Below are 23,406 nucleotides of genomic sequence, written 5' to 3'. Positions count from 1 at the left end.
GTGGATATGAAAAATCAAGTTCCAAATTAGAAATATATAATATATGAGATGGAAGTGAATCCCACATTCTGCAATATTTGTTGTAAATCAATATTTTGACAGATAGTGTTTTTGGGAGAGATTCAAGTAATTTTACTCCAGGGCGTTTGGTTAAAATTGAATGACGTCGTTTTTTGGTCTCTGAATACTTCTACATTTGCTTTTACCTTCTGCATAAAAATCTAATATATTCACGTTAGATTAAAAATCGGTAGCATTAAAACATTAAATGTCTAAAATACTAATTCAGTCACAACGCCCAATGTTTAATTTGCACTTCAAGTGATACTGGGGCAACTGGCATACAAGCAAAACCATCTGTATAGAAGAGGCCATTCGGATCTTTCTCATGGCTCAGCGAAGAAGCGAAGAATGCGCTACGCACCGAAAATTCAAAGTGAATAAATTCATGAATTGATAAAATGGTTCCACGTACTGATTTATCTCATATAAGCTCTTTAAATATTTCAGATGAGGAAAAGTCACCTAATCAACTTTTGAAATTCCTCACCGAACTCTCCAGAGCTCTGACTACTGCAGGAATTGCAGTAATGTCCATAGAGTCAATTTTGAAAAAAATATGCCAGGCTTATGGTTTCAAAGCTGAGGAAGTTATTAGTTTACCTACTTTTTTAATCATAAAAATTGCAGATGGCGATTCAAAGGCTCTGGAAGTCGCCCTGCAGAAACCCGGAGTACTCCCTTTAGACCAGGTTTCAAGATTATATGAGTTGATCAACCAGGCAGAAAATGCTGAAATAACGCCTGAACAGGGGATAAGGCGTATTAACGAAATAATAAATGTTAAACGCCAACATAATTATATTAAAAATATTTTAGGTTACGCACTGTTTTCCACAGGCCTGGGAATGCTCTTTCTACCAACCTTTAATGGGTTATTTTTTTGTGGAGCATTAGGAGCCGTAGCAGGGCTTATACTGGCTTATTCCGGGGATAAAAAAAGACTTACTCTGATTCTGCCTGTTCTAACGGCCTTTTTTGTTTCCACGATCTTTTTTCTCGGCATTAAACAGGGAATTATAAACGGGTCTCTAACCATAATGGTCCCTGCACTTGCTTACTTCATTCCCGGAGCAGTTCTGTCTACGGGAATGTTCGAACTGGCAGCAAACAATCTGGTATCTGGTGCATCTCGTCTGGTTCAGGGAGTTGTAATACTGCTACTTCTCTTATTTGGAGTGATAGTAGGCCTCCAGGTTGTAGGTTTGCCCGAAGATTACATAATAGCCAACACTTCAACTCCTTTGTATTGGTGGGCTCCCTATATTGGAGTTCTTATTTTCACCCTTGGGATGTACCTTCTGATGTGCATAAGAAACAAGGACATGTTAGGGGTTTTAATTGTATTGTTAGCCACTTTTCTTGGGCAGCAAGCAGGAAATTATCTTTTGGGTGGACTTTTTGGAGCTTTCACAGGTTCCATCATTATGACAATGCTAGGAACTTTTCTGGAGCGATCCAAACTTAGAACACCGTATTATGTGTCTATAATACCTGCATTCTGGGTCCTGGTTCCAGGAGCACTTGGGCTTATCAGCTTAGCCGCATTAGTGGGACAGAACTATTCTTCTTCCATTGCCAGTCTGATCCAGGTAGCTCTGACCTTTGTAGCGATCTCAACGGGGCTGTTAATCGGTGCTGTGATTGCTGATCCGCTAAAAATAGGGTCATCTCCCTGAGTTGTTGAACAGGAATTTTAAACTTTAATGATTCTTTCAGGATACAACATCGATATCCAGAATTTCTTTCTGATTCAACCATTTGCCAGCTTCTTTGATGCTAAAATTCTCGGTAAGCTTGTAGCTTAAAAAGCCGATCAGTAAACTATTGAAATCAAGACCCTTGCTTTTATATTTGCCAAAAATATAACAGAAATTAAGCTTTTCATAAAAGTAGTGGACAACAAGAATAGGTCAGATAAGAACACATATATTCTTGTTAGGAATTGCAGGAAGGCTCCTTTTTTGTGATTTACATTGTATCCAACAACACAAAACAAAGAGCAATATTTTTATTTAACTGTCAAAATCAGGCTATATTTAAAATCAACGTTCCAATATATCCCATTGTAGAACGGTTTTGACTTTTGCAACGCTCTCTTTAAACTAAAAAAGAAACCAGGAAATTCTGGTTTCACTGTTCTTTCAGATACTCATCAATTGCCTTTGCAGCTTTCTTGCCAGCGCCCATTGCGCTGATAACGGTTGCTGCGCCTGTGACAACATCTCCGCCTGCAAAGACTCCGCACTTTGAGGTTGCACCGGTTTCTTCGTCTGCAACGACAGTGCCCCTTTTGCTCTGATCCAGGCCTTCCGACCCTTTGAAAATCATGGGGTTCGGAGATGTGCCTATGGCGATAACAACAACTTCGGCAGGAATAGTGAATTCCGAACCTTCTACAGGGACAGGGCTTCTTCTGCCGGACTTGTCAGGTTCGCCCAGTTCCATTTTAATGCATTCGACTGCAGTAGCATTGAACTTCTCGTCGCCGAGGATGCGGACAGGGTTTGTAAGGAGCCTGAAGGTTATGCCTTCTTCTTTAGCGTGCTCGATTTCTTCCCTGCGGGCTGGCATCTCTTCTTCCCCACGGCGATAGACTATGCTAACTTCTTCAGCGCCCAGGCGGAGGGCTGAACGAGCGGCATCCATTGCCACATTTCCGCCTCCGACAACCACTACGTGCTTTCCAAGCCTGACTCTGGTATCATATTCAGGGTCATAAGCTTTCATGAGGTTTACACGGGTCAGGAACTCGTTTGCAGAATAAACGCCGTTGAAGTTTTCGCCTGGAATTCCCATAAAGCTCGGTAGACCTGCACCAGTGCCCAGGAAAACCGCATCGAATTCGTCACAGAGCTCGTCTAAGGTCTTGATCCTGCCGATGATATAGTTGGGCTTGAACTCTACCCCAAGCTGCTCAATGTACTCGACTTCCTGCCGAACAATTTCCTTTGGCAGCCTGAACTCTGGAATGCCGTAACTCAGAACTCCGCCGGCTTTGTGAAGGGATTCAAAGACTGTGACTTTGTGGCCCAGCTTTGCAAGGTCTGCTGCGGCAGTGAGACCCGAAGGCCCTGAACCTACAACAGCTACTTTCTTTCCTGTAGGCTCTGGAATTTCAGGGACCTTTACCCCCTGCTGGCGCTCATAATCAGCGCAGAAGCGTTCGAGCCTTCCGATAGCAACTGGCTGCCCCTTCTTTCCGAGTACGCAGAGAGCTTCGCACTGAGTTTCCTGGGGGCAAACACGGCCGCAGATGGCAGGAAGGGCATTTGTGCCTTTAATCTTCTCTATTGCCCCTGCAAAGTCTTCCTCGCAGACGAGCTTGATAAAGCCTGGAATATCCACATTCACAGGACAGCCTTCAACGCATTTCGGTTCCTTGCAGGAGAGACAGCGGGAGGCTTCGGCAAGAGCGTCTTCTTTTGTGTAGCCAAGAGCTACCTCATTAAAGTTCTTCCTGCGCTCTTCCGCAGGCTGTTCTGGCATAGGGGTCCTTTCTTTCTTTACTTTTGCAGTTTTTTCTCCGTTTAGTTCTTGCATTTTTTATCCCCTCCTTTTCAGTGCAGTCCACACCTGCATTCTTCTTCGTATTTTTCCACAGCTTTTGTCTCTTCGCCGCGGTACATTGCAAGCCTGTTCATGAGTTGAATAAAATCAACTTTCCGTGCATCAAATTCAGGCCCATCAACGCAGGTAAATCTGGTTTTTCCGTCAACTGTAACCCTGCAGCCGCCGCACATACCTGTCCCGTCTACCATAATGGAGTTAAGGCTTACCAGGATTTCAACATCATAGGGAGAAGCTACCCCTGCTCCTACTTTCATCATTATCGGGGGCCCAATAATTACAACTCTTGCAACCTCTTCCCCGCTATCCAGAATCTGTTTCATTATATCAGTAACAAATCCGTGGTGTCCTTTTGATCCGTCATCGGTTGCGATATACAGTTCGGAACTGGCATCCTTCATTTCCTCTTCAAGGATGAGGAGGTCCTTGTTTCGGGCTCCTATAATGGAAATTACCTTGTTTCCAGCTTTTCTATAAGCCTTTGCCTGGGGATAAGCCGGGGCAACTCCTACCCCTCCACCTACAAGGATAACAGTGCCAAGTTTCCTTACATCGGAAGGAGTGCCAAGAGGTCCGACGACGTCCTCAAGAAACTCGCCTGCAGAAAGCTTTGCAAGCTGTTTTGTAGTTTTGCCCATCTCCTGAAATATTATGGATACTGTGCCTTTCTCGCTGTCAAAGTCGGCAATAGTAAGGGGTACCCTTTCTCCCTTTTCATCAATTCTGAGGATTATGAACTGTCCGGCTTTTGCAGCCTTTGCTACGTCAGGAGCATCTATTACCATCCTGTGCACCGACGGAGCGATTTCTTCCTTTTTCAATACTTTATATGCCATGAGATCACATTTTCCTGAGTAAAAGCAATTTTTATAGAGCAAATGAATAGGTAAATTTTGATATTGCGGATCTCCTCACGGATTTATTATATTCCCGAGCTTTTCCGCCTGGACGTTCTCCTTATACTGATTAATGGGATATATATTCTCCCAAATAATTTTGATTATTTTGTCCGTCTGGATTATTTTTTGCTGAATTATAAGCGACCTTTCTGCCAATACTTCTTTTTAAAAGAGTCTGAGTATTCTTCAACTTTTTGACCATTGTTGCAATAATTTAATAAATCTAGTGGGTATAATAAATTAAGGGGTAATCCCTGAACAGACTATATCAGGTAGTCGATTGGCGGAGAGGAGGGATAAAGCAAACTCAGTACAAACTATATCGGTTAGATAACCGAATTTTATGGCCGTATTTGAGCTTGAAAATTTAAAACCTTTGCCTGAAAGAGAGATTTACTCGCTTGAGGAATTCGTCCACTCTATAAAAAGCTGAATGGCTATAAAAAGATGAGTGAGTTCGTTCTGACAGGCAGATTCAGGAAAAGACAACTGAAACGAATTTATAGATATGGGGGTTAAACAAATGCCTGAAGAAAGAAGAGAAGGTACAAAGGGAGAGAAGTTAGAGAAAAAAGAAGGGGAAGAAGTAGCTGATGTCGATCCGATACATCCTACCGAAGCCAGGGGTGGCAAGAAGAGATCGCTCCTTGATACCTGTAAATAATCTCACTTATTTTTTACTTTTTTGCCGGAACAATTAAGACGCTGAGAGATTGAAGACGCTGAGAGATTGAAGAAATATAAGAGGAAACTCTTATGGTACAGAAAACTGATACTGAATCTCCGGGTCCTAGGGAAAAAGAGGTCAAAGCAAGGCAAAAGCCTCTCATAAGCTGTGACAAATACGATGAAGAAGAACGAAAGACTCTTTATGGGGAAGAAATAGAGTACTGAATTTTATGAGGTATGGAAAAGGAGGGGCAGAGGAAAAATCCTTGAATAAAGGTATTTGTTCGACTTTTTTTCTTTTCTTTCCTTGTATTTTTAAGCACTTGTTGCTTACTTCTTTACTTTTGGATACTTTTATTATGTTTACCAATTTTCAATCAAATAAATAATCACGTAATATTTAAGAAACGCTCTCGAATAAAATACTCAAAATAGAATGCCAATATGTTAAAGATAAATTAGAAGTTCTAAAACAGATTTAAGTTCTAAAACAGAGTTAAGTTCTAAAACAGATCTAAGTTCTAAAACAGATTTTCTACAATTTATTGCTGGAACCAAGATTGATTCATGGGAACCAATTATTAAAAATTGCAAACCAGAGTTGGTTTTCAACTCTGGTCAACGAGGCTAAAGGGTTTGTTTGCCAGATTTGTTAATGACCTCTCACCCTTTAGTCTCGATTTTTTCTCTTTTTTCAGTTTAAAGGCTTATTCGTTTTCAGAATATATTCCAGGTCTGGTATTTGTTGTCACTGTTATGTAATTTGTTTTTGTTACAGTATTGCTGCCCGCCGCATTGCTTACTGTAAGGACAACCTTATATTTTCCTTCCTGTAAATACTCATGTTCTGGATTCTGTTCCCTTGAAGTTGTCCCGTCTCCAAAACTCCATTTCCACTTATCTGGCAAGCCTGTACTTTTATCAGTAAAGGCAACCTTTAATGGAGCTTTTCCTGAGCTCGGAGAAGCAGAGAATTCGGCAACCGGCTTTGTTACTACTTTTATATAATCTGTTTTTGTTACCATGTTACTGCCTGCAGCATTTATTGCTGTAAGCTTAACAGTATAATTCCCTACTTTGGAATACTTATGGGTTGGATTCTGCTGGGTTGAAGTTGTTCCATCTCCAAAATCCCATTTCCATGAAGTTGGGGAGCCTGTGCTTGTGTCAGTAAAGGCAACCTTTAATGGTGCTTTCCCAGAAGTTGGAGAAGCAGAAAAGTTAGCTACCGGTTTATATATCACTTGTATATAGCCATCTTTTGTTACTGTATTACTGCCCGCCGCATTGCTCACCGTAAGTACTACCGTATAGTTTCCTGCTAAGGAATATCTATGCGTTGGATTCTGTTGGGTTGAAGTACTTCCGTCTCCGAAATTCCATTTCCATGAAGTTGGAGAGCCTGTGCTTGTGTCAGTAAAGGCAACCTTTAATGGAGCTTTTCCTGAGGTCGGAGAAGCAGAGAATTCGGCAACCGGCTTTGTTATCACTTTTATATAGTCTGTTTTTGTTACCGTATTACTTCCTGCAGCATTCTTTACTGTCAAGTTAACAGTATATACTCCTGCCTTTGAATACTTGTGAGTCGGATTCTGGAGGTATGACTTGGAACCATCTCCAAAGTCCCATGTCCACTTTGTCGGTGTTCCTGTGCTCGTATCAGTAAAGGCAACCTTTAATGGTGCTTTCCCAGAAGTYGGAGAAGCAGAAAAGTTAGCTACCGGTTTATMTATCACTTGTATATAGCCATCTTTTGTTACTGTATTACTGCCCGCCGCATTGCTCACCGTAAGTACTACCGTATAGTTTCCTGCWAWGGAATATCTATGCGTTGGATTCTGYTGGGTTGAAGTACTTCCGTCTCCGAAATTCCATTTCCATGAAGTTGGAGAGCCTGTGCTTGTGTCAGTAAAGGCAACCTTTAATGGAGCTTTTCCTGATGTAACACTGCTGGTGAAGTTTGCAACAGGTTTTGTTATCACTTTTATATAATCTGYTTTTGTTACCGTATTACGTCCTGCAGCATTCTTTACTRKTAAGCTAACAGTATAGACCCCTGCCTTTGAATACTTATGAGTCGGATTCTGGAGGTATGACTTTGACCCATCTCCAAAGTCCCATATCCACTTTGTCGGTGTTCCTGTGCTTATGTCAGTAAAGGCAACCTTTAATGGAGCTTTTCCAGAAGTTGGAGAAGCAGAAAAGTTAGCTACCGGCTTTGATGGAGATGGATTGGAGACATCGATGTAACCAGTTTTCACCTCAGAATCGCTTCCACCCGGTCCGGTTACAGTAAGATTGACGGTATAGTTACCAGCTGCGGTGTAGGTGTATATTGGGTTCTGATCAGTACTGTCTACAGTTCCATCATTATCAAAGTCCCATGCATATAATGATACAGTACCAGTTGAAGCATCAGTAAAGTTCACAGTAAGTGGGGTGATACCGCTTGTAACATTTGCTGTAAAGTTTGCAACTGGTGCTCCAGGTAATGGTTCATTTACGACAATGTAATCAGTCTTGACTTCAGAATCGCTTCCGCCTGCATTGGAAACAGTGAGATTGACAGTGTAGTTACCAGCCGTAGCATAAGTGTAGACTGGATTCTGCTTAGTACTGTCTACAGTTCCATCGTTATCAAAGTCCCATGCATATGATGAGACAGTGCCAGTCGAAGCATCAGTGAAGTTAACACTAAGTGGTGCATTTCCAGAAGTAGGCGTTGCGGTAAAGTTTGCAACTGGTGCTCCAGGTAATGGTTCATTTACGACAATGTAATCAGTCTTGACTTCAGAATCGCTTCCGCCTGCATTGGAAACAGTGAGATTGACAGTGTAGTTACCAGCCGTAGCATAAGTGTAGACTGGATTCTGCTTAGTACTGTCTACAGTTCCATCGTTATCAAAGTCCCATGCATATGATGAGACAGTGCCAGTCGAAGCATCAGTGAAGTTAACACTAAGTGGTGCATTTCCAGAAGTAGGCGTTGCGGTAAAGTTTGCAACTGGTGCTCCAGGTAATGGTTCATTTACGACAATGTAATCAGTCTTTACCTCCGAATCGCTTCCGCCTGCATTGGAAACAGTGAGATTGACAGTGTAGTTACCAGCCGTAGCATAAGTGTAGACTGGATTCTGCTTAGTACTGTCTACAGTTCCATCGTTATCAAAGTCCCATGCATATGATGAGACAGTGCCAGTCGAAGCATCAGTGAAGTTAACACTAAGTGGTGCATTTCCAGAAGTAGGCGTTGCGGTAAAGTTTGCAACTGGTGCTCCAGGTAATGGTTCATTTACGACAATGTAATCAGTCTTKACCTCMGAATCGCTTCCGCCTGCATTGGAAACAGTGAGATTGACAGTGTAGTTACCAGCCGTAGCATAAGTGTAGACTGGATTCTGCTTAGTACTGTCTACAGTTCCATCRTTATCAAAGTCCCATGCATATGATGAGACAGTGCCRGTYGAAGCATCAGTGAAGTTAACACTAAGTGGTGCATYTCCAGAAGTAGGCGTTGCTGTAAAGTTTGCAACTGGTGCTCCAGGCAGTGGTTCACTTACGACAATGTAATCAGTCTTTACCTCCGAATCGCTTCCGCCTGCATTGGAAACAGTGAGATTGACAGTGTAGTTACCAGCCGTAGCATAAGTGTAGACTGGATTCTGCTTAGTACTGTCTACAGTTCCATCRTTATCAAAGTCCCATGCATATGATGAGACAGTGCCRGTYGAAGCATCAGTGAAGTTAACACTAAGTGGTGCATTTCCAGAAGTTGGCGTTGCTGTAAAGTTTGCAACTGGTGCTCCAGGTAGTGGTTCACTTACGACAATGTAATCAGTCTTGACTTCAGAATCGCTTCCGTCTGCATTGGAAACAGTAAGATTGACGGTATAGTTACCAACTGATGTATATGTATGAGAAACATTCTGCTCGGTAGCGTTGGTACCGTCCCCAAAGTCCCAGAGCCATGAAGTTGCATTTTCTGACAGATCGATAAACTGGACTGACAGAGGGGCATAACCTTCACTGACATTGGCACTGAAGTTTGCGACAGGAAGTACTGGTGCCTTATTAGATGGTTCGTATTCTATGACATAGCCACTTTCGCCAGAATAGCGAGAAAGGTCATTCCATTTGTCATTATAGAAGAACTGAAGCACACCTTCATAATCGCCATCCGGCTGGCCTGAATCCCAGTAAGTATAATTCCACGGTTCGCCTGTTACCCATTGCCAACCGCTTTCAGGTTCCGGACTATCCTCTGGATGAAAGGCCCCCAACCAATAATAATTTGGTGTTACGATAAGATTATTGTATATAAAATCGTTTTCACCCTGAGAATTGATTGTGGCCAGATGTCCATTCATTCCAAGATAAGTAGAAGACTCAGCCGCCGTTTTTGCATCTGTCCAGGTAATGCCTTCAGGTGCATATATTGCACTATAATAATGGCCATTTACCGAATAGTAAGAAGGTGAATCAACCCTTATTGTGGCCAACTTTGAGTCTGTACCATATGCATTGCTCACTGTCAGGTTAACAGTATAGTTCCCTGCTACCGAAAAAATATGCACTGGATTCTGCTCGGTTGAATTAGTTCCGTCTCCAAAGTTCCAGTCCCATCCAGTTGCATTTTCAGATTTATCGGTAAACTGGACTGACAGAGGAGCATAACCACTGGTCACATTACTGCCGAAGTTTGCAAGAGGAAGTAATGATGCAGCAAACTTCTGAATGCGATTATTGGACGTATCGGAAACATAAACATTGCCTGAAGAATCTACAGCAATATCTTGTGGATTAGAAAACTGCCCTTCGTCACTGCCAGAGTAGCCCCATTTGGTAAGGAATGCTCCACTACTATCAAATTTCTGAATGCGATTATTGCCAGAATCGGAAATATAAATATTGCCAGAAGAATCTACAACAATACCATGTGGATCAATAAATTGTCCGTCATCGCTGCCATAACCACCAAATTGGATAATGTATTTGCCAATGCTGTTAAATTTTTGAATGCGACAACTGTACCACCCATCGGCAACATAAACATTGCCAGATGAATCTATAGCAACACCTGTTGGCTCACAAAATTGTCCGTGGCCACCGCCCCATTCCCCCCAACTGGTAATGAATGTTCCGCTACTATCAAATTTTTGAATGCGAGAATTATATGTATCGGCAACATAAACATTACCTGAAGAGTCTACAGCAATTCCTTGTGGAGATTCAAATTCTCCTTCACCGCTGCCCTCAGAACCCCATTTGGTAAGGAATGTTCCGCTACTATCAAATTTCTGAATGCGATGATTGGACGTATCGGCAACATAAACATTGCCAGACGAATCTACAGCAACACCTCGTGGAGAAGAAAAATCTCCATCATTGCCAGAAGTATTCCATTGGAGAAGGAATGTTCCGCTACTATCAAACTTCTGAATGCGATTATTATTTGTATCGGCAACATAAAAGTTTCCAGAAGAATCTACAGCAACACCCTGTGGAGAGTCAAATTGTCCGTCTTCGCTGCCATAAGAACCCCATTTGGTAAGGAATGTTCCACTACTATCAAATTTCTGAATGCGATGATTGTACGTATCGGCAACATATATATTGTCTGAAGAGTCTACAAAAACTCTTGGTGGATTGTTAAATTGTCCATCATCGCTGCCATAAATACCCCATTGGGTAAGATATATGCCATTGCTGTCAAGCTTCTGAATGCGATTATTATATAAATCAGCAATATAAATATTACCCGAAGAATCTACAGCAACACCGGATGGGCTACTAAATTGTTTGTTACCACTGCCCCCAGAACCCCAACTAGCTAGAAATTCACCGTCGCTGTCAAATTTTTGAATGCGATTATTATATGTATCGGCAACATAAATATTACCAGAAGAATCTACAGCTACACCACGCGGATCATCTAATTCTCCGTAACCAGTACCCTCAGAACCCAATTGGGTAATGTATTTACCGTTGCTATCAAACTCCTGAATACGATTATTGGACGTATCGGCAACATAAACATTGCCAGATGAATCTACAGCAATACCTTGTGGAAAAGAAAATTGCCCTTCACCGCTGCCCTCGGAACCCCATTTGGTAAGGCATTTCCCACTGCTGTCAAACTTCACGATACGATGATTGTACGTATCGGCAACATAAACATTTCCAGAAGAATCTACAGCAACACCTTGTGGAGAAGAAAACGGCCCATTGCTGCTACTGCCATAAGAACCCCATTTGTTAATGAATGAGCCACTGCTGTCAAACTCCTGAATGCGGTGATTGGAAGTGTCGGCAACATAAACATTACCAGAAGGACCGATAACGACACCACATGGACTAGAAAATTGTCCGTCACTGCTGCCCTCAGAACCCCACTTTGCAACAAAGTGATAAGTTTCAGCATGCGTAACAGACGCACTCATCAGTCCAAGAAACAATAAAACCAAACATAATGACGTTATCTTAAAAACGTTGGCTTTTTGATATTTCACCTTTTAAGATCTCCTTTTTATACATAGCAAAAAATAACATACGTATATATTTTATAGAGTTTACTTAATTGTATGTGTAACTGACTCAAAAACGAATTCAACTTCACAATGTGAAGTAAACTTGTTAGAAAATTTCCCGTCGAATTTTGAAAAATATACGTTATATCTTAACAGAACTCAACAATCGCAATTATATCATATTTGTATTTAAAAATATTTATATGTGAAATTGTGAGGATGTTACTATATTAATAAATCTCTCAAAATATAATGTAACTTATATTCGGAAGAAAAACATTAAATTTTGAGTATTATATTAGATAGTGTTTCATAAAAATTTTTAATATATTATTTGGCTCTTCATCATTTCCTATGGTTAAGATGATTTTCAATTCAAGACCGCATTGGTTTTTATGAGAATATTATGAGAATATCCATACAAAACAACGAAGAGCCTCTTTGGAAGATTGGATCAGAATCTTATCTTTATACTTGCTGATGTTCCAGCCGAGAAAATCAAAGCCTCATTAATGTTTGCGATAAGGTTCATAGCTTACAGTGGCAGCTTCAACAGGTGCACTTTGTTAAGAGTAGATATTAGCAATCAGCTATTTAGCATGAAAATGTGCCATCTGCAAGCACTTTCATTGATTGTGCATGTTATTCGAAGAATATCATATTTGTTTTTAGAAAGAATATCCTGTATGTTATCCAAGACTCAAGTAGGCTCAACTCTTTTCTGGGCAAAGCTTATTTAACAACTTTCATTATATTGCTCTAACTCGTGTTTTCAGCGTATCCGTATACTATTGTCTAGAAACCAATCTATATACCTTCAGTTAGATTATTAAGATAGCATCCATTTTAACCAATATCTACAGGAGATGACAGGTATAAAATCAATAATTCTTGCAGGCGGTTCAGGAACACGGCTCTGGCCCCTCAGCCGGGAAATGTACCCCAAGCAGTTTTTAAAGTTTGGAAATAATTCTCTTTTTCAGGAAACCATCCTCAGGTGCCTTGAAATTTCTGAAATTTCTGAAATTTTCGTTGTAACGAACGAAGATCAAAAATTTTTCGTAATCGGGCAGATTGAGGAAATAGGGCACTCAATCCCTCCAGAGAATGTATTAATCGAGCCTGAAGGCAAGAATACTCTCCCTGCAATTTTCTTCGGAATGAAAGAAATTGAAAAAAAATATGGGCGCTCTGTAGTAGGGATTTTTTCATCGGACCATGTCCTTGATAGAGTTGCAATGCAGACAATTGCTTCAGCTGAAGAGCTTGCTTCGGATTATCTGGTTACTTTCGGGGTTGTCCCTGGTTATCCTCACACGGGATATGGCTATATTAAACCCTCAGAAGCCTGTGAGCCAGGTTACAGGGTTTCGGAATTCAGAGAAAAACCGGACCTGAGAACTGCAGAGAAGTATATTCAGGAAGGTTGCCTATGGAACAGTGGAATGTTCCTGTTCGATACGGAGCTTTTCTTTGACGAAGTTAAAAAATATGCACCTTCTGTTTTCGCCTGTTTTGAAAACGGAAAGGATATTAATGAGATTTATACATGCGTGGACAAGATTTCCGTTGACTATGGAATTATGGAAAAATCCGAGAGAGTTGCAGTTGTAAAACTTGAACAGAAATGGAGCGATCTGGGAAATTTTGCAGCAATTTATGACGAGTTTGAAAAGGACCCTGTAGGAAACGTCGTCCATGAATGTGACCCTCTAATGCTGAACTCCGATGGAAATCTCGTATATTCAAGTTGCGGTAAGCTTGTTTCGCTCATTGATATTAAAGACATGGTTATTGTTGATACCAGTGATGCTCTGTTAGTTTGCCCTAAATCCAGTAGCCAGAAGGTGAAGAATATTGTCTCAGCCCTTAAAGACAGAAATGATGAAAGGGCATACATAGGACAAACTGTTTACAGGCCCTGGGGCTCGTATACCTTACTTGAAACATCTCCGGAGCACAAGATTAAGAATATAACAGTACTTCCTGACCATAAGTTAAGCCTCCAGCTGCATTACCATCGCAGCGAGCACTGGGTGGTTGTTAAAGGTATGGCCTGTGTGGAAGTAGGCGGACAGCAGTTTTTCCTGAGACCTGGAGAAAGCACTTTTATCAGCGCAGGAGAGAAACACAGACTGTCAAATCCGGGAAAAATTCCGCTTGAAATTATTGAAGTGCAGCTGGGGGAGCTTGTAGACGAAGCGGACATTGTCAGGTTTGACGATGTTTATGGGAGGAAATAAAAAGTATTCAGAACCTTAGTAAATGTCACAAAATAAATTATATAGATTTTTTTTATAAAATTGGTTTTTAATTGGTGACGTTGATATTGAAAATCAAAGTACAAATCAAAATTTATGTATAGTTTATTCTGTGACAACTCTTTCGGTTTGAATCACTTAATAATATTTTTATTCTTGAAACTTGCACTAACCATTAAAATCAGGGAAATAGCATGGATAAAGTTGCACTAATTACTGGAATTACAGGTCAGGATGGGGCTTACTTAGCTGAATTTCTTCTTAATAAAGGATATACTGTGCATGGTATAAAGCGGAGATCTTCTTCATTTAATACCGGAAGGGTCGATCATCTTTACAGAGATCCCCATGAAAGAAACGTAAATTTTTTCATGCATTATGGTGACCTTACGGATTCTACCAACCTTATCCGTATAATACAGGAAACTCAACCGGATGAAATTTACAACCTGGCTGCTCAAAGCCATGTACAGGTATCCTTCGAAACTCCAGAATATACGGCAAATTCCGATGGGCTGGGAACTCTGCGCCTTCTGGAGGCAATTAGAATTCTGGGTCTTGAGAAAAAAACAAAATTCTACCAGGCTTCAACCAGTGAACTTTACGGGAAGGTCCAGGAAATTCCCCAGAAAGAGACAACTCCTTTCTATCCAAGAAGCCCGTACGCAGCGGCTAAACTGTATGCGTACTGGATTACGGTCAACTACCGGGAAGCGTACGAGATTTTTGCATGTAATGGTATCTTATTCAACCACGAATCCCCAATTCGAGGAGAGACGTTTGTTACTAGAAAAATAACGATGGCAGCCACAAAAATAAAACATGGACTGCAGGAAAAACTTTACCTTGGAAACCTTGATGCAAAAAGAGATTGGGGATTTGCAAAAGATTACGTGGAAGCAATGTGGCTGATCCTCCAGCAGGAAAAACCAGATGATTATGTAATTGCTACAGGAGAGACTCATTCGGTACGGGAGTTTACAGAGCTGGCATTTAAGGAAGTCGGCATTGAGATTTTGTGGAAAGGCAAAGGTAGTGAAGAAGTTGGAATTGACTCCAGTACAGGTAAAATTATAGTAGAAATAGATCCCAGATATTACCGACCTACCGAAGTAGACATACTGATTGGAGATCCCTCAAAAGCAAAGGAAAAGCTTGGCTGGGAGCCTAAAGTAAAATTGGAAGAGCTGGTAAAGATTATGATAAAAGCCGACGAAAAGGCTGCAAAGGAAAATCACTCTTTTGAATAAAGCAAAGGTGATGATTATGGATAAAAACTCAAAAATTTACGTAGCTGGTCACAGGGGTCTTGTAGGTTCAGCTCTTAAAAGAAGACTTGAATCTAAAGGTTATTCCAATCTTATCCTCCGCACCCATAAAGAGCTTGACCTGGCAAACCAGCAGGAAGTCAATGAATTTTTCGAACGGGAAAAACCGGAATATGTTTTTCTAGCCGCTGCAAAAGTGGGTGGGATTCTTGCCAATAACACCTATCCTGCCGAATTTATTTATGAAAATCTTATGATTGAAGCAAATATTATTCATGCTTCGTATAGATATGGAGTAAAAAAATTACTTTTTCTGGGCTCTTCCTGTATCTACCCTAAATTAGCTCCGCAGCCCTTAAAAGAAGAATATCTATTAACCGGATCTCTTGAAGAAACGAACGAAGCCTATGCAATTGCAAAAATCGCAGGGATCAGGCTTTGCAAACATTATAATCAGCAATATGGGACTAACTTCATCTCGGTAATGCCGACCAATCTTTACGGGCCGAATGATAATTTTGACCTTGAAACTTCACATGTAATGCCTGCATTGATCAGAAAGTTCTATGAGGCTAAGATAAATAATGAGCCTGAGGTTATTGTATGGGGTACAGGAAAGCCTCTCAGGGAATTTATGCATGTAAACGATATGGCGGACGCATGTGTTTATTTAATGGAGAATTATGATTATTCTGAGATAGGGGAATTTGTGAATATTGGGGTTGGAGAAGATGTTACTATAAGTGAACTTGTTGAATTGATAAGAGAAATTGTGGGATTTGAAGGAAAAATTAAGTATGATACTTCAAAGCCTGATGGGACTCCGAGAAAGTTGATGGATGTTTCAAGGCTGAATAAGTTGGGATGGAAAGCTAAGATCTCATTGAAGGAAGGGATTCGGGAAACTTATGAGTGGTATATTTTGTTGAGATCACAACCTAAACGAACATGATATTCTTTGAATAATATGCACAACCAATGAAAGTGCTTGCAGATGGCAGCATTTTCATGCTAATTCTTACTCTCAAACAAGAGATAAAAGGCAGGGAGAAAATGAAGGACATAAAAGTAATTGCTGAAGTTGGTTGTAATCATAAAGGTGAGATGGAAGTTGCCCATGAAATGATAAAAGTTGCAGCTGAATTCTGTAAAGTAGACATTGTTAAATTCCAGAAAAGAACCCCTAAAGAGCTGTTAACTATCGAAGAATATAATGCACCTCACCCAGTACCTCATAATTCCTACGGAAAAACTTATGGTGAACATCGAGAATTTCTAGAATTTGACCTGGACCAACACAAGCAACTAAAAAAATGGTGTGAAGATTGGGGTGTTGTTTATTCCACATCTGTCTGGGATATGACGTCTGCGAAGGAAATTACATCGATTAATCCTGAATTGATCAAAATCCCTTCAGCATGTAATCTTAAATTTAATATGCTTGATTACCTTTGCAAAGAATACGATGGAGAAATCCATTTATCTTTTGGAATGACTACACACGAAGAAGAAGAAAATGTTGTAAAATTTTTTGAAGATAGAGGTCGTGCAAAAGATCTTGTAATATACAGTTGCACTTCCGGTTATCCTGTTCCTTTTGAGGATATTTGTCTCAATGAGATATTAAGAATAAGGAAGACATTTGAGAATAGAGTAAAAAGCATTGGTTTTTCAGGCCATCACCTTGGAATTGCTGCAGACATAGCTGCTCTTGCTTATGGTGCAAAGTATTTCGAAAGGCATTTTACACTTGATAGGACGTGGAAAGGAACGGATCATGCTGCAAGCCTGGAACCTGATGGAATGAGAAGACTAACAAGAGATTTAAAGAATGTATCGAAAGCCTTAACATACAAACAAAAAGAAATTCTGGATATTGAAGACACTCAGAGACAGAAATTAAAGAGGTTCTAACTTGAAAAAGTACATTGCACTAATTCCGGCAAGAGGAGGAAGCAAGAGCATACCTCTAAAAAATATCAAAAAAATTGCCGGTAAACCATTAATTTACTGGACAATCGAGGCTGCAATTAATTGTAGCAAAATTGAAAAAGTATACTTATCCACTGACTCCGAGAAAATAATTGATGTAGCGAGAAATATCAAAAATGAAAAAATAGTAATTGTAAACCGAAGCCCTGAAACTGCTACCGATACAGCAAGTACAGAATCTGTGATGCTAGAATTTGCCAACTTCCATGACTTTGAAAACATAATTTTAATTCAGGCTACTTCACCTCTTCTAACATCAAAAGATTTGGAAGAAGCAATAATGACATTTGAGAGCTATGAAGCTGACTCTCTCCTATCAGTAGTTGAGCAGAAGCGCTTTATATGGAATAAATCTTCCGATCATTTTGTAAAACCTTTGAATTATGATCCGCTAAATAGACCCAGAAGGCAGGATTTTAAAGGTTATCTTGTAGAAAACGGTGCATTCTATATTACTTCAAAAAAACTATTGCAAGAAACTAAGTGCAGGATTTCAGGAAATATAGCCTATTACAAAATGCCAGAAGAGACCTATTATGAGATAGACGAACTTGCGGATTGGGAGATAATAGAAAAATTACTTTTGTCCAGAAATAAGGTAAATAAAGATCTTAAATCAAAATTAAAAAATGTAAAATTGTTCATTACTGACGTTGATGGTGTAATGACAGATTGTGGAATGTACTACTCCGAAAACGGTGATGAGTTGAAGAAATTCAATACGAGAGACGGAATGGGCATCCAATTATTAAGAGAAAAAGGTATTAAAACTGCAATAGTTACGAAAGAAAAAACAAAGATTGTAGAAGCCAGAGCGAATAAATTGAAGGTAGATGAAGTTTATCAAGGAATAGTAGATAAACTAAGTATTTTTGAAGAGCTCAGAGAAAAATACAGTCTTGAATGTTCAGAAATAGTTTACATTGGCGACGATATAAACGATATTCCCGTATTGGAAAAGGCTGGAGTTTCATTTTGTCCGAATGACGCCGTAGATGAGGTAAAAAATGTATCTGATTATATTTTGTCCAGGAAAGGCGGAGAAGGAGTCGTTCGTGAAGTTGTCGAGATATTAACAATGAATATTTAAAGAAACTTTTGCACATATTAAACTAATATATATGTGATAAAAAAGATGTCCTAAAGCCAACTGTGCAGATTCTCAATTTATTAACCGTTTTTCGAGTAGTCGGGAGGATTACTCCTCCTTTCTCCCCAGGGAAACATACTTGAAAGTTTCCCTTCATACGGCTCAAATATTTTCAAACTCTCTCTGTATCAGGCATCAGTTAGTATCAGGCATCAGTTATTTTGCATTTCTGGTAGGGTTACCCCAAATGGAAAGGGCAGCATTAAAGCAATTTTCATGGCATAACTTCTTTTCGCACAGCATGAAAGTGCACAAGGTATCATTTTCATGTGCTCATTTCATTCTCTTTTCCCATAATCGTGAATACTCCATTCAGGCGGTCTCAAAACTATGCCTGATTTTCACCATGATCAGGTGTCGGTTTTTATTATATCATATAAAAGTTTAAATTCTTGTTTTCCAAAACCTTTCAAGAGGAATAAAGCAATAAAGTAAACCGGCACACATACACATATTGTGAGCATAATTTCAAAGAGACTCTCTGGCGTATATAGGACAATTATAAGAGACATTAAAATTGATGCAAGGATACTTTTTAGCATAAATGCTAAATTTGTATCAAACTTCAAGAATTTCGAGGAATAATGGATTGTTAAACCCAGACTAACCAGGAATGCAAATAGAGTCGTTATAGCAGCTCCAATAATTCCTAGATAAGGGATTATGAGAAAATTAAGTACAAGATTTAGCGTGGCTGCAATAACCCATATTCGACCTGAGATTACTGTTTTCTTTTTTAAGGCTATTGCCTGAGCGACTATCACATAGGCTCCATATAATAGGGTACTTAAAGCAACAAAAGGTGTTATTAGGTATCCTTGAGCTGCGATTTCTGGAGTTGACAAAATCGTTAAAATGGGTTTTGAAAGAAAAGAAAGCCCAAAAGCTGCAGGTATTGAGATAGCCATCAAGTACCTGAGTGAGTAACTTAAAACTGTCTGTACTTCGTATACATTATTTTCATCATAATATTTTGATAAAACAGAAGGAAGTAAAAAAACAAGCGGCCCTATAAATATATTTATTAAATTTCCAAGGGAATAGCCTGGCGAGTAGTACCCTACATAAGCAGTCCCAATGAGAAGTCCAATCACATATCTGTCACTTGCATTTACAATCCAGTTTGAAAAATTGCCCAGAACTGTTGGTATTCCAAAGTTTAAGTACTCTTTAATATTCTTAAACTTAGGTATTTTAATTCCCACATCCAGAATGATGATAAAAGCCAGAATTACAAATGTAAGTAGGTCCGTGATCAATAGACCAATGGAAGCACCAATGATTCCTTTTCCAAGTAGAACCATGGTACTTACAGTAAGAATCTGAGCCGCTGCATTAAAGAATACAATAAAAGAATACTTTTTGATCTGCTGTCGAGCTCTTAAATAACTTACAAACAGATTAATTAAACATTCAAAGAAAACAATTATAGACAGTAATTTAACCACTCTTATATTGTCATCAAACAACTTTGGAGCGACAACACCTGAGGAAATATACAAAAATAATGAGGCTATTCCACTTGTAAGTAAGACCAGGACAAATATGGAATAAAAAATTTCCTGGATTTCCTCTTTTTTATTTAAAGCAGCTAAGAATCGAACCATAGTATAAGGCAGTCCAAGCATCACAATTCCGGGGAATATTCCTATCGTAACCAGCATCTGTGCCCAGATACCATACTCTTCGATAGGGAGATTTTTTGTAAGAATTGGAAGTAAAATAACTCCACTAAAACTTGTTAGCAATTGAGTAATACCTATTAGCCCAATTCTCTGTAAAAATAGTTTATATTCAGCCATTTTTTTCTCGAATCCTTTTGTGATCAAACCTGATATTAATCGGTTTAAATAAAATGATATGTTCTAATTTTTGGATTGGCAAGGTGGTTTAGACTACCATATTTTGATATAAAATTTTCTCAAATTTCTATAGTTCCAAATAGGATGTTAAATAAAATTCATTTGTATTCAGTTAAGATGTGATCTCAGTTAAGATGTGATCTATAAGAAATGTGTTATTTTTGTTGTCATTTCTGTAAACCTATAAATGTAAATCGAAATGTATAGATGATTGCAGTAGTCATTTTAACGCTAACAGATTCCTTAACCGAATACAAATGAAATGGCATTATGGATTTTAAGAGTTAATAAGATCTTCATGTTACTTCATGGTGACAGCCATCAAAGTTATTAAGGTTAACTTTAGTATATAATGTTGTCTCATGATGCCAATAAGGGCCGGAAAAGTCTGTAATTTGTTAGAGTTTGACGTATTTTATGAGACTTTTTAATATTTTATGTGATCACCAAAATTTGACATTGATTCCGATGGCAGTTGACCAACATAGTTCAAAAGACGAGAAGATAATAAAAAGTCTCTATTTTATCTTGAAAATAAGCTAGTAATGCTTCCTATTATATGTAATTTGATTTGAAATGCTGAAAATATGTATTATAACTTGTAAAATTCTACCCTTTATAATTATTACATAATAACTATTATAATTACACAACTATTAATGTGACTACAAATTATTTAATGGTGTTATACTTACTTTTAGAATTGAGTTTCGGAATTGAGTCGATCTATGTCACACAAAATAATAAAAAATATTGGAATTGTTACTTTTTATCCTCCAATGCGAACTGAGTTCGAGTTGTTTGGGGTAGAGACTTTTGAAAAAAATGGTTTTAATGTTTTTTTTATAGATATATCTAAAATATTAACCCCAAATCTAAAATATGACCCTCCGGTGGTCAATGACAAAATAGTTATAAAAATTAACAAAATTAGAGAACTATATAATATTTTAAATCAAAAAAACCTAATTATAGTTAGTGCAGTTTATTACACATATAAAACTCTTTGGCTTTATAGGTTATACAAGAAATTTAATGTTCCTTATATCGTTTTTGATATATCGTACCATCCATCAAGAACCTTCGAATCACCCCAAAAGTCATTACAAGAACGAATAAAAAGACTAAATTTTCGAAATCTAATAATTCGATTAGTCAATTCCAATACTTTCAATCAATTTCTGATCAAAAAAGCAGATTTTGCATTAATTCCAAATTACTTTTCTAATATACTGGATCCTATAATTGGTAAAAACACAAAAATACTTTACACTCATCATTCAGACTATGATAAATATTTAGCAAATCTGGACAAAAAAGTATCTCCTGAAAATATAATTGTTTTTTTAGATGAATATCTTCCATATCACCCTGATTTTCAAGTGATGAAATCAAAGCCTCCTGTGACGCCAATGAACTATTATACAAGTATATCTAGGTTTTTTGATAAACTTGAACAAAAAACAATGTTGCAGGTAGTCATAGCCGCTCACCCAAGATCCTCTCGGAAAAATTTGTTTGGGGACAGAAAAGTTATTTACAATAATACCTTAGAGCTGGTTAGGAAATCCAGACTTGTTGTTGCTCATTCGAGTACAGCTCTTAATTTTGTTGCATTATATAAAAAGCCTGTTATATTTATGACCACAGATGAAATCATCAAAACTGACCATAATAATATAATAATGAATATGGCCAAATGCTTTAACAAAATACCCATCAACATTGATGATGAAACAAGTATTGATATGAGTGACATTTGCTCAATCGATCTTGAAGCATATAATAATTATTTAAACAACCATGTTAAAATACCGGGAACACCGGAAATAAATAGTTGGGAAATGTTTATTGATTGTTTGAATGAAAACCACTACATTTAACATTAACCAGTTTTTGTTATGGCATCCTGCTGTTTCGAGCGGGTTACTGACATTCATTTCCTGAACACACATGATATTCTTCGAATAACAGACACAAAGAAATGAAAGTACTTTTCACCTTACCCTTTTTTGACTCTCGATCGTGTCATTACCTTATAGCCACGAAACTAAATAATGCAACTGCCCAATGAGGTACAATGAAGTTTTTTTGTTGCAACAATTACAGGCGTGACTAGATATCACAATTGGATAAAAGTCTATTTTTGAGCCGTAAAAGTTTCCAGTATTTTCACAAAAAGGCAAGATAATATAATAATATCCAAATATTTATATAACCAAGAAGGTTTTTGTATCAATTGCATAGTGAACGGGCATGCTCTGGACCACATCTACAAGATCACACCCTAATAAACTACAAAAACTAACCATGAGGAAATTATACCCGTTCACAGTTTCTTCTATTTTTTATTGAATTCTTTGAAAAGAAGTTCTGTTTTAGTACTTATTTACTATCTCTTACCAGTTATAATTTTAGAACTGTAGATATCTATTCAAAACCGAATTAAGTATTATCTGAGTAAAACAAATTGTTTTTATGGTATATTGAGGGTCCGGAAATTTAGTTTTCCATGTCCTCACGATGAGGTTGGAAATTAAGGCTTTTTCTGAAAAATGAGCCATTAGAGCAGATCACAATATAAGTAGTACATAAAGAAACTGAAGTAGGGTCTCCCTCTTACCCTACCGCAGATCTTTAATGGAGGTTTTATGTTGTTTTAGACTTTTTGCCATTTTTGGGTTTTTTGCCATTTTTCTTTAATGGAGGTTTTATGTTGTTTTAGACTTTTGCCATTTTTAGACTTTTGCCATTTTTCTTGAATGGAGGTTTTACGTTGTTTTAGACTTTCGCCATTTTTGGGTTTTTGCCATATTTCTTGATTGTACTCCAGATTTACCGGTTTACTCAATTACTGTATAGTCCTCTAGAAATCCACTTTGGCTTCACGCTTGCAGATAAAAGTCCCTTTTTGAGATCTTTTAACTTTTACACGTCTGATCAATGAAGGGGTTCATGATAGACATTCAGATTTTAGAGTATATTCATGGTGGTGTAGTGATGGAAGCTTAACACCAGAGTTTCTCTAGCTGCAGACTGATACCTGCAAATTAGGAGTACGGATTCTTATTACCGTGCATTTATTATATATATTTTTCCCTTGAAGCAGTATATCAAAATTCGATACATAAAGCCGAGTATTGGGGAG

General features: G+C 38.5%; 14 protein-coding genes and 1 pseudogene. 9 read left to right on the top strand and 6 right to left on the bottom strand.

The genetic code is table 11. The features are described from left to right. The first annotated feature begins 461 nt into the window (after positions 1 to 461). Entirely contained in the window at positions 462 to 1,739 is a 1,278-nt protein-coding gene (locus FXW07_RS11775) for a threonine/serine exporter family protein (protein WP_229395603.1), read from the top strand. Positions 1,740 to 1,790: 51 nt separating this feature from the next. On the opposite strand, the pseudogene FXW07_RS11770 reads toward FXW07_RS11775, so the two are convergent. The 3 genes and pseudogenes from FXW07_RS11770 to FXW07_RS11760 all read right to left on the bottom strand — a co-directional run. Further along, positions 1,791 to 2,042: pseudogene (locus tag FXW07_RS11770) on the bottom strand (IS1634 family transposase); the annotation flags it as partial. A gap of 151 nt (positions 2,043 to 2,193) precedes the next feature. Then, positions 2,194 to 3,603, bottom strand: a complete 1,410-nt coding sequence (gene gltA / locus FXW07_RS11765; protein WP_229395602.1) for an NADPH-dependent glutamate synthase — start codon at positions 3,601 to 3,603, stop codon at positions 2,194 to 2,196. A gap of 17 nt (positions 3,604 to 3,620) precedes the next feature. Beyond that, the gene (locus FXW07_RS11760) at positions 3,621 to 4,466 is read right to left on the bottom strand and encodes a sulfide/dihydroorotate dehydrogenase-like FAD/NAD-binding protein (protein WP_229395601.1); all 846 of its coding nucleotides are present in this window, start codon (positions 4,464 to 4,466) and stop codon (positions 3,621 to 3,623) included. Between the two features lie 571 nt (positions 4,467 to 5,037). On the opposite strand from FXW07_RS11760, the gene FXW07_RS11755 reads away from it, so the two are divergent. Both FXW07_RS11755 and FXW07_RS11750 read left to right on the top strand, forming a co-directional pair. Beyond that, positions 5,038 to 5,193 (top strand): hypothetical protein, encoded by a 156-nt coding sequence (locus tag FXW07_RS11755; RefSeq protein WP_156150955.1) that lies wholly within the window; start codon positions 5,038 to 5,040, stop codon positions 5,191 to 5,193. Between the two features lie 92 nt (positions 5,194 to 5,285). After that, positions 5,286 to 5,423, top strand: a complete 138-nt coding sequence (locus FXW07_RS11750) for a hypothetical protein (protein WP_229395600.1) — start codon at positions 5,286 to 5,288, stop codon at positions 5,421 to 5,423. Positions 5,424 to 5,905: 482 nt separating this feature from the next. Here FXW07_RS11750 and FXW07_RS11745 read toward each other — a convergent pair whose 3' ends face one another. Then, complete coding sequence (locus FXW07_RS11745; protein ID WP_276573349.1) at positions 5,906 to 11,638, bottom strand: PKD domain-containing protein; 5,733 nt, start codon at positions 11,636 to 11,638, stop codon at positions 5,906 to 5,908. A gap of 953 nt (positions 11,639 to 12,591) precedes the next feature. Between FXW07_RS11745 and FXW07_RS11740 the strand changes: the two genes are divergently transcribed. From FXW07_RS11740 to FXW07_RS11720, 5 genes are all read left to right on the top strand, one after another. Next, the gene (locus FXW07_RS11740; protein ID WP_229395599.1) at positions 12,592 to 13,968 is read left to right on the top strand and encodes a mannose-1-phosphate guanylyltransferase/mannose-6-phosphate isomerase; all 1,377 of its coding nucleotides are present in this window, start codon (positions 12,592 to 12,594) and stop codon (positions 13,966 to 13,968) included. Positions 13,969 to 14,180: 212 nt separating this feature from the next. After that, positions 14,181 to 15,236: a GDP-mannose 4,6-dehydratase gene (gene gmd, locus FXW07_RS11735; protein WP_229395598.1), complete on the top strand. Its 1,056-nt coding sequence runs from the start codon at positions 14,181 to 14,183 to the stop codon at positions 15,234 to 15,236. A 16-nt stretch (positions 15,237 to 15,252) separates the two neighbouring features. After that, on the top strand, positions 15,253 to 16,206 hold the full coding sequence (locus tag FXW07_RS11730; protein WP_229395597.1) for a GDP-L-fucose synthase: 954 nt from the start codon (positions 15,253 to 15,255) through the stop codon (positions 16,204 to 16,206). Between the two features lie 26 nt (positions 16,207 to 16,232). Next, a complete protein-coding gene (locus tag FXW07_RS11725) occupies positions 16,233 to 17,168 on the top strand; it encodes an N-acetylneuraminate synthase family protein (protein ID WP_229395596.1) in 936 nt (311 codons plus the stop codon). Position 17,169: 1 nt separating this feature from the next. After that, entirely contained in the window at positions 17,170 to 18,336 is a 1,167-nt protein-coding gene (locus FXW07_RS11720; RefSeq protein ID WP_229395595.1) for an acylneuraminate cytidylyltransferase, read from the top strand. Between the two features lie 410 nt (positions 18,337 to 18,746). Here the strand turns inward: FXW07_RS11720 and FXW07_RS11715 are convergent, their stop codons facing one another. Beyond that, entirely contained in the window at positions 18,747 to 20,225 is a 1,479-nt protein-coding gene (locus FXW07_RS11715) for a flippase (RefSeq protein ID WP_229395594.1), read from the bottom strand. A gap of 761 nt (positions 20,226 to 20,986) precedes the next feature. Between FXW07_RS11715 and FXW07_RS11710 the strand changes: the two genes are divergently transcribed. After that, entirely contained in the window at positions 20,987 to 22,141 is a 1,155-nt protein-coding gene (locus FXW07_RS11710; RefSeq protein ID WP_229395593.1) for a hypothetical protein, read from the top strand. A gap of 776 nt (positions 22,142 to 22,917) precedes the next feature. On the opposite strand, the gene FXW07_RS11705 is transcribed toward FXW07_RS11710, so the two are convergent. Continuing rightward, a complete protein-coding gene (locus FXW07_RS11705; protein WP_229395592.1) occupies positions 22,918 to 23,109 on the bottom strand; it encodes a hypothetical protein in 192 nt (63 codons plus the stop codon). Positions 23,110 to 23,406: the final 297 nt, after the last annotated feature.

Origin of the sequence: Methanosarcina sp. DH1 (genome assembly GCF_020804205.1) — an archaeon.
Lineage (GTDB): Archaea > Halobacteriota > Methanosarcinia > Methanosarcinales > Methanosarcinaceae > Methanosarcina > Methanosarcina vacuolata.
The sequence above is the reverse complement of the archived record's forward strand: the minus strand, read 5'-3'. Positions and strand labels throughout refer to the sequence as shown.

Coding starts and splice junctions, on each gene's coding strand:
- FXW07_RS11775 (WP_229395603.1), top strand. CDS start 462: ATGGTTCCACGTACTGATTTATCTCATATAAGCTCTTTAAATATTTCA.
- FXW07_RS11730 (WP_229395597.1), top strand. CDS start 15,253: ATGGATAAAAACTCAAAAATTTACGTAGCTGGTCACAGGGGTCTTGTA.
- FXW07_RS11755 (WP_156150955.1), top strand. CDS start 5,038: ATGGGGGTTAAACAAATGCCTGAAGAAAGAAGAGAAGGTACAAAGGGA.
- FXW07_RS11760 (WP_229395601.1), bottom strand. CDS start 4,466: ATGGCATATAAAGTATTGAAAAAGGAAGAAATCGCTCCGTCGGTGCAC.
- FXW07_RS11725 (WP_229395596.1), top strand. CDS start 16,233: ATGAAAGTGCTTGCAGATGGCAGCATTTTCATGCTAATTCTTACTCTC.
- gmd (WP_229395598.1), top strand. CDS start 14,181: ATGGATAAAGTTGCACTAATTACTGGAATTACAGGTCAGGATGGGGCT.
- FXW07_RS11710 (WP_229395593.1), top strand. CDS start 20,987: ATGTCACACAAAATAATAAAAAATATTGGAATTGTTACTTTTTATCCT.
- FXW07_RS11740 (WP_229395599.1), top strand. CDS start 12,592: ATGACAGGTATAAAATCAATAATTCTTGCAGGCGGTTCAGGAACACGG.
- gltA (WP_229395602.1), bottom strand. CDS start 3,603: ATGCAAGAACTAAACGGAGAAAAAACTGCAAAAGTAAAGAAAGAAAGG.
- FXW07_RS11750 (WP_229395600.1), top strand. CDS start 5,286: ATGGTACAGAAAACTGATACTGAATCTCCGGGTCCTAGGGAAAAAGAG.